We start from the raw sequence: 6962 nt of genomic DNA on the forward strand, positions 1-6962 counted from the left end.
CAGGCCAACTTCGCCATGGCCTGCCATGCTTGGGTGCGTTTGGCGCTGGCCGAGGCGCCAGCGCTCCGTATAATGCCTGCCATTGCCAGATCGCTGGCCCCGGATGGATTGTCTTATGAGCACACTGCAACCTGTAGCGGTTCTTGGTGGCGGCAGCTTCGGCACCGCCATCGCCAACCTGCTGGCACAGAACGGCCATCAGGTCCGTCAATGGATGCGCGACCCCGAGCAAGCCCAGGCCATTCGCGATAACCGTGAAAACCCGCGCTACCTCAAGGGGATCAAGGTGCTCCCCGGTGTAGAGCCTGTCACCGAGCTGGCCGACACCCTCGATGCCTGCGAACTGATCTTTGTCGCCCTGCCGTCGAGTGCCTTGCGCTCGGTGCTGGCCGAGCACGTCGAACGCCTGAACGGCAAGATGCTGGTCAGCCTGACCAAGGGCATCGAGGCACAGACGTTCAAGCTCATGAGCCAGATCCTTGAAGAAATCGTGCCCAAGGCGCGCATCGGCGTGCTGTCCGGTCCCAACCTGGCCCGTGAAATTGCCGAGCACGCCTTGACCGCCACGGTGGTCGCCAGCGAAGACGAAGCCTTGTGCCAGACCGTCCAGGCCGCGCTGCACGGGGCCACCTTCCGGGTGTATGCCAGTGCCGACCGCTTCGGTGTCGAACTGGGTGGCGCCCTGAAAAACGTCTATGCCATTGTTTCGGGCATGGCCGTGGCGCTGGGCATGGGCGAAAACACCAAGAGCATGCTGATTACCCGTGCCCTGGCCGAAATGACCCGCTTTGCCGTCAGCCAGGGCGCCAATCCCATGACCTTCCTGGGGCTGGCCGGGGTGGGCGACCTGATCGTCACCTGCTCGTCGCCCAAGAGCCGTAACTACCAGGTCGGTTTTGCCCTGGGCGAGGGCTTGAGCCTGGAGCAGGCCGTGGCCCGCCTGGGTGAAGTGGCTGAAGGGGTCAACACCCTCAAGGTGCTCAAGGCCCGCGCCCAGGAACTGAAGGTCTACATGCCACTGGTGGCGGGCCTGCACGCTATCCTGTTCGAGGGGCGTACCCTGGCCCAGGTCATCGAAGCGCTGATGCGCGCCGAGGCCAAGACCGACGTCGACTTCATTTCCACCACCGGCTTCAACTAACGTACTGCCCCATCGCTGATCAGGGAGAAGGTCTTGAACGATTCGAAAGTGAAATCCAGTGAATCCATCGTGCTGCGCATCCTCTGGATGCTGGTGTTTTTGTTGGTCTGGCAACTGGCCGAGATTGTCCTGGCGGGCGTTGTGCTGCTGCAACTGGGCTACCGGTTGTTCTACGGCGCACCCAGTGCCAGCCTGATGAGCTTTGGCGACAGCCTCAGCCAGTTCCTGGCCCAGATCGGCCGTTTCGGCACCTTCAACACCGAGCAAAAGCCCTGGCCGTTCGCCGATTGGCCCACCCCGCGTGCGCCTGAAGGCGAGGCACCGCATATCATCCCGGCCGCTGCGCACCCGGTGCGCGATGAGGAACCCAAGGCATGAAGCTGTGGGTCCTGCGCCACGGCCAGGCTCAGTCCCAGGCGGCCAGCGATGCTGCGCGTGAGCTGACCGACGTCGGCCGCCAACAGGTCATGACCAGTGCCGCCCACCTGCAGGGCCGGCCCCTGCAGCGCGTGCTGGTCAGCCCTTATGTGCGTGCGCAACAGACTGCCGCCGTGGTGCAAGAGGTCTTGCAGGCCGGCATCACGCAACTGACCGTCGACTGGCTGACCCCCGACAGCCCGCCCTTCGAGGTGCTGCGCCATCTCGAAGCGCTGGGGCTGGACGAAGTGCTGCTGGTCAGCCATCAGCCGCTGGTCGGCAGCCTGGTCGGGTTGCTGGCCCACGGCAGCCTGCAACATGCCCAGCCCATGGACACCGCCAGCCTGGCGGAACTGGACGGCAACTTCATGCTGGCCGGCGGGCTGAGCCTCACGGCCATCCGGCATAGCCACTAGCCGCCGTAATGGACTTCAAACAATGACAAGATCAAGGACTGCACATGACCCTATGGCGTGATACTCCCCAGATTGATCGGCTCAACGCCGCCCAGCCCAACACCATCGGCGAAATGCTCGACATTCGCTTCGAGTCGTTCACCGACGACTCGCTGACCGCCAGCATGGCCGTCGATCATCGTACCCACCAGCCGTTCGGCCTGCTGCACGGCGGCGCCTCGGTGGTGCTGGCCGAGTCCCTGGGCTCGATGGCCAGCTACCTGGTGGTCGACGCCAGCAAATTCTTCTGCGTGGGCCTTGAGGTCAACGCCAACCACGTGCGCGGGGTGCGCACCGGCCGGGTCACCGGCGTGGTCCGTCCGGTGCACATTGGCCGCACCACGCATGTGTGGGACATCCGCCTGAGCAACGACGAAGGCAAGCTGTGCTGCATTTCACGCCTGACCGTGGCGGTGGTGCCGCACGGGCAGGAGCCGCCGGCGCGCTGAGTACGGTTTGGCTATAAGTCGCGGCAGATCGGGGCTCGATTGATCGTTGTGGGGCGAGACGGACCTGGTTTAGGGTGGACCTGCGCAAGGAAGCGTTTGCTTTAATCAAGGAGCCCCCCATGACCGAGTCCGATACCCATGTCACCCCTGATGACCACGAAGAGCTTGCACAGCGTCTGAGCAGGATCTACAGCGATCAGTGGGTCACAACCCTCGAGTTTCAACAGTTGCGCGACGATGCCGATGCCTTGTTCATGGCGCTGGCCAAGCGTTTCGTCCCCCGTCCTGAAGATCCCGTCGATCAGACCAATCAATTGCTGCTGGATGTCCAACTGCGGGCTGATGAGGTTGTAAAAGCCATGAAAACGATGGTTTTGAGCATCAAGAAAGCCCGGCCGCAGCCAGCAGACAAAATCCTGGTCAAGCAAGCCCTTGGCTACCAGGTGGCTTATATCAAGGCCTGCCTCGATCGCGTGACCCAAACGCTGTAAGGCACGCACTCCTGCCAGCGCCCGATGCCTGTCGAGCATGGCGGGAGTGCCCTCTGCGATGGCCTATCCAATCATTGCGGCAGACCTGTCCAGGTGCGCACAATCCCCTCTGAACTGGCTCCCGGACCTGCCAACATGCCGCAACAGGTGTTTTTCGCTCATGCCAACGGCTTTCCCTCGGCCACCTACGGCAAATTGTTTGCAGCGCTGGCGCCGGAGTATCGGGTCATGCACCTGGACCAGCATGCCCACGATCCGCGATTTCCGGTCGACGACAATTGGCTGAACCTGGTCGATGAGCTGCTGCACCACCTGCATGCACTGCCCGGGCCGGTCTGGGGCGTGGGCCACTCGCTGGGCGGGTTGCTGCATTTTCACGCCGCCTTGCGCTGCCCGGCGCTGTACCGGGGCGTGGTGATGCTCGACTCGCCGGTGCTCGGGCCCGGCGACCAGTGGATGATCCGTGCGGCCAAGCGGTTTGGTTTCATCGACCGCATCACGCCGGCCGGTCGGACCCTGGGTCGGCGCGAGGCCTTCGACAGCCTGGAGACGGCGCGGGCCTATTTCGCCAGCAAGAGCCTGTTTCGCCGTTTCGATCCCGACTGTTTCGAGGCCTACCTGCAACACGGCCTGCGCGCCGAGGGCGAACACCTGCGCCTGCGCTTCGACCCGGCGACAGAAATCAGCATTTACCGCAGCATCCCGCACGCCAGGCCCCGCGCCGCACAGCCGCTGGACGTGCCGCTGGCCATGGTGCGTGGCCAGCAGAGTCGGGTGGTCATGCCGCGTCACGGTCAGCAGGCCAGGCGTCTGCGCCGTGGCGAATACCTGAGCATGCCGGGCGGGCACATGTTTCCCCTTGAACACCCCGATGAAACCGCGCGGCTGCTCAAGACCCTCTTTGCGCGCTGGGACCTGCCGGCCGACCCACAGGAGCAAGCATGAACCTGGTCGAAGAAGTGCGCCTGAACCTGGGCCATATCGAGCTGGCCGCGCACCTGTATGGCCCTGAAGACGGCCTGCCGGTGATTGCCTTGCACGGCTGGCTGGACAACGCCAACAGCTTTGCCCGCCTGGCCCCGGCCCTGCACGGGTTACGTATCGTGGCACTGGACCTGGCCGGCCATGGCCACTCCGATCATCGACCGCCCGGCACGGGTTATACGTTGGCCGACTATGCGCACGATGTGCTGCATGTGGCCGAGCAGATGGGCTGGCAGCGGTTTTCCCTGCTGGGCCATTCGTTGGGCGCGATCATCTCGGTATTGCTCGCCGGTGCGCTGCCGGAGCGGGTCGAGCGGCTGGCGCTGATCGACGGCCTGTTGCCCCTGACCGATGAGGCCGACAACGCCCCACAGCGCCTGGGTGAAGCCTTGCGCGCACAGTTGACCTTGGCCGACAAGCAAAAGCCTGTGTACCGCGACCCGGAGCGAGCCGTGCTGGCGCGCATGAGCGGGCGCCTGGCGGTCAGCCGCGAGGCCGCCGAACTGTTGGCCCAGCGTGGCCTGATGCCGGTGCCGGGAGGTTATACCTGGCGCAGCGACAGTCGCCTGACCGTGCCGACGGCGGTGCGCTTTACCTGGCTGCAGGCCATGGCCTTCGTGCGCCGGCTGGCCTGCCCGGGCCTGTTGATTGCCGCCGACGATGGTTTGCTGGCCCCGCACCGGGCGTTGTTGAACGAGTTGCCGATCCAGGTGCAGGCCTTGCCTGGCGGGCATCATCTGCATCTGGATGACGCGGCGGGGGCGACCTCTGTTGCAGACTGTTTCAATCGCTTTTTCGCCATTTCTTGACTTGCAGCGGGCAACTGCCGAGGCTGGGCGGGTTGAAACAGGAGTCAATCATGATGGATCAACCTGCAGTCTTGAATCCCGGCCCGTGTGGCGGCCTTTTTTTCGCCCTTTGCCGGGCAGCGTGCCGATGAGGGCCGCCATGCGTTCATTCAGTGTTCCGCTTTTATCCCTGTGCCTGGCCTTGTCGACCCAGGTGCTGGCCGAAGATGTCCCCGGCAGCCGCGACCTGGAGATCCTGCCACGCCCGCTCGACACCGAAATTGTCGATCACCGTCCCGAGACCGAGCAGGAGCGTATCTACCCGCTGGGTGCCATTCGCAAGATCAGTGGCCAGTTGCGCTACGACGGCCAGGTTGCTGCGCGTGGCCCGCTGCGTTCGGTGACCTATGAACTCCCCGCCGGCCACAGCGCCGACGATGCCTTTACCGCCGCCCGTGAAGCCTTGCAGGCCAAGGACGCCGAACTGCTGTTCTGGTGCCAGGCCCGTGATTGCGGTGAAAGCAGCCTGTGGGCCAACCAGGTGTTCGGCAATGCCCGCCTGTATGGTGCCGATGAGCGCCAGGCCTACCTGCTGTTGCGCCTGGCCGAGCCGGACCAGGACACGCTGGTGGCGCTGTACAGCATTACCCGGGGCAACCGGCGCGCCTACCTGCACGTCGAGCAACTGGTGGCTGCCGCACCGCTGGGCGACATCCTGCCCACCTCGAGCACCTTGCTGCGCCAGCTCAAGACCCGTGGCAAGCTGGTCCTGGCCCGGCTCAAGGGCGAGCCGCAAGACACCTGGGCCAGTGTCCTGGCCCGCAGCCTGAACCTCGACAGCAGCCTGCGCGTGACGGTCTCCGGTGCCCAGGCTGAAGCCTGGCGCGAGGCGCTGGTCGCCAAAGGCGTACGCGCCGCACGCCTGGAAACCGGCACCGCCGACAAGCCCGGCCTGGTCCTGGAAGTCATTCGTTGAGCGGGACGGGCATGACGGCTGTCATGCCCGCCCGTTATGCTTCATCTTCCTGATCCTTTGCGGTAAGCGACTCCATGTTCAATAACGATCGTCTGCTGGTGCAGATTCTGCTTCTGGCGCTGCTGGGTGCCTGTGTCTGGGTGATGGCGCCGTTCTGGTCGGCACTGGTCTGGGGCGCGGTGCTGGCCTTTGCCAGCTGGCCACTGATGCGCCTGCTGACCCACCTGTTCAAGGGCCATGAAACCATTGCCGCCGCGGTGATGTGCCTGTGCTGGCTGCTGCTGGTCGCCGCTCCCCTGGTCTGGCTGGGCTTCAACCTGGCCGACCATGTGCGCGATGCCACCAATTTCATTCGTGATGTGCAGGTCGATGGCTTGCCGGACCCACCCACCTGGCTGGCCGGCATTCCCATCGTCGGTGAGCGGCTGGTGGGGTTCTGGAACACCATCGACGAGCAGGGCGCGGCCATGATGGCCACGGTCAAGCCCTACCTGGGGCAGGTCGGTAACTGGCTGCTGGCCCGCAGCGCACAGATCGGCGGCGGCATCCTGGAGCTGACCCTGAGCATCGTCTTTGCCTTTTTCTTCTACCGCGACGGCCCGCGCCTGGCGGCCTTTGTGCTCAGCCTGCTGGAACGGCTGATTGGTGAGCGCGCCCAGTATTACCTGGACCTGGTGGCCGGCACCGTGCAGCGGGTGGTCAACGGTGTCATCGGCACCGCCGCCGCCCAGGCGATCCTGGCGCTGATCGGCTTTCTGATTGCCGGCATTCCCGGTGCCCTGGTGCTGGGCATCCTGACCTTCCTGTTCAGCCTGATTCCCATGGGCCCGCCGCTGGTCTGGATCCCTGCCACAGCCTGGCTGGTGTGGCAGGGCGAATACGGCATGGCGATCTTCCTGGGGGGGTGGGGCACCTTCATCATCAGCGGCGTCGACAACGTGCTCAAGCCTTACCTGATCAGCCGTGGCGGCAACCTGCCGCTGGTGATCGTGCTGCTGGGGGTGTTCGGCGGGCTGCTGGCGTTCGGCTTCATCGGCCTGTTCATCGGCCCGACCCTGCTGGCAGTGGCCTACAGCCTGCTGACCGACTGGGTCCAGGAAGGCCGCAAGCGCCCTCATCAACCCTGAAACACCCCGCTGATTGACTCAGCCTTGTAGGAGCGCGCTTGCCCGCGACCGGCTGCGTCAGCAGTCGTAAATTTGTGGCATTTCTCAGATTTTGCATGTGTTCACAGCGATGAAATTGTAGCGTTTCGCAGATT

At 64.4% G+C, this 6962-nt stretch carries 9 protein-coding genes; all 9 read left to right on the forward strand.

Annotated elements, in window-relative coordinates:
• Positions 1-115 precede the first annotated feature (115 nt).
• The 9 genes from DGA31_RS26845 (at position 116) to DGA31_RS26885 (ending at position 6828) form a co-directional block, all read left to right on the forward strand.
• The gene (locus DGA31_RS26845) at positions 116-1141 is read left to right on the forward strand and encodes an NAD(P)H-dependent glycerol-3-phosphate dehydrogenase (protein WP_109514561.1); all 1026 of its coding nucleotides are present in this window, start codon (positions 116-118) and stop codon (positions 1139-1141) included.
• An 87-nt stretch (positions 1142-1228) separates the two neighbouring features.
• A complete protein-coding gene (locus tag DGA31_RS26850) occupies positions 1229-1519 on the forward strand; it encodes a DUF4389 domain-containing protein (protein ID WP_421958012.1) in 291 nt (96 codons plus the stop codon).
• Positions 1516-1974, forward strand: coding sequence for a phosphohistidine phosphatase SixA (gene sixA / locus DGA31_RS26855; protein ID WP_109514563.1), 459 nt, complete (start codon positions 1516-1518; stop codon positions 1972-1974). The genes DGA31_RS26850 and sixA overlap by 4 nt, the downstream gene beginning before the upstream one ends.
• 44 nt (positions 1975-2018) lie before the next feature.
• Positions 2019-2462 carry a hotdog fold thioesterase gene (locus DGA31_RS26860; protein WP_056837263.1) on the forward strand — a complete coding sequence of 148 codons (444 nt, stop codon included), beginning with the start codon at positions 2019-2021 and terminating at the stop codon, positions 2460-2462.
• A gap of 119 nt (positions 2463-2581) precedes the next feature.
• Positions 2582-2953: a hypothetical protein gene (locus DGA31_RS26865; RefSeq protein ID WP_193551528.1), complete on the forward strand. Its 372-nt coding sequence runs from the start codon at positions 2582-2584 to the stop codon at positions 2951-2953.
• 135 nt (positions 2954-3088) lie between these two features.
• Complete coding sequence (locus DGA31_RS26870) at positions 3089-3898, forward strand: alpha/beta fold hydrolase (RefSeq protein WP_109514564.1); 810 nt, start codon at positions 3089-3091, stop codon at positions 3896-3898.
• Positions 3895-4746: an alpha/beta hydrolase gene (locus tag DGA31_RS26875; protein ID WP_109514565.1), complete on the forward strand. Its 852-nt coding sequence runs from the start codon at positions 3895-3897 to the stop codon at positions 4744-4746. Before DGA31_RS26870 ends, DGA31_RS26875 begins: the two co-directional genes overlap by 4 nt.
• A 139-nt stretch (positions 4747-4885) precedes the next feature.
• Positions 4886-5701: a DUF4892 domain-containing protein gene (locus tag DGA31_RS26880; RefSeq protein ID WP_161959234.1), complete on the forward strand. Its 816-nt coding sequence runs from the start codon at positions 4886-4888 to the stop codon at positions 5699-5701.
• 74 nt (positions 5702-5775) lie between these two features.
• Positions 5776-6828 carry an AI-2E family transporter gene (locus DGA31_RS26885; protein WP_109514566.1) on the forward strand — a complete coding sequence of 351 codons (1053 nt, stop codon included), beginning with the start codon at positions 5776-5778 and terminating at the stop codon, positions 6826-6828.
• Positions 6829-6962: the final 134 nt, after the last annotated feature.

It is taken from the genome of Pseudomonas ovata (assembly GCF_003131185.1).
GTDB lineage: Bacteria > Pseudomonadota > Gammaproteobacteria > Pseudomonadales > Pseudomonadaceae > Aquipseudomonas > Aquipseudomonas ovata.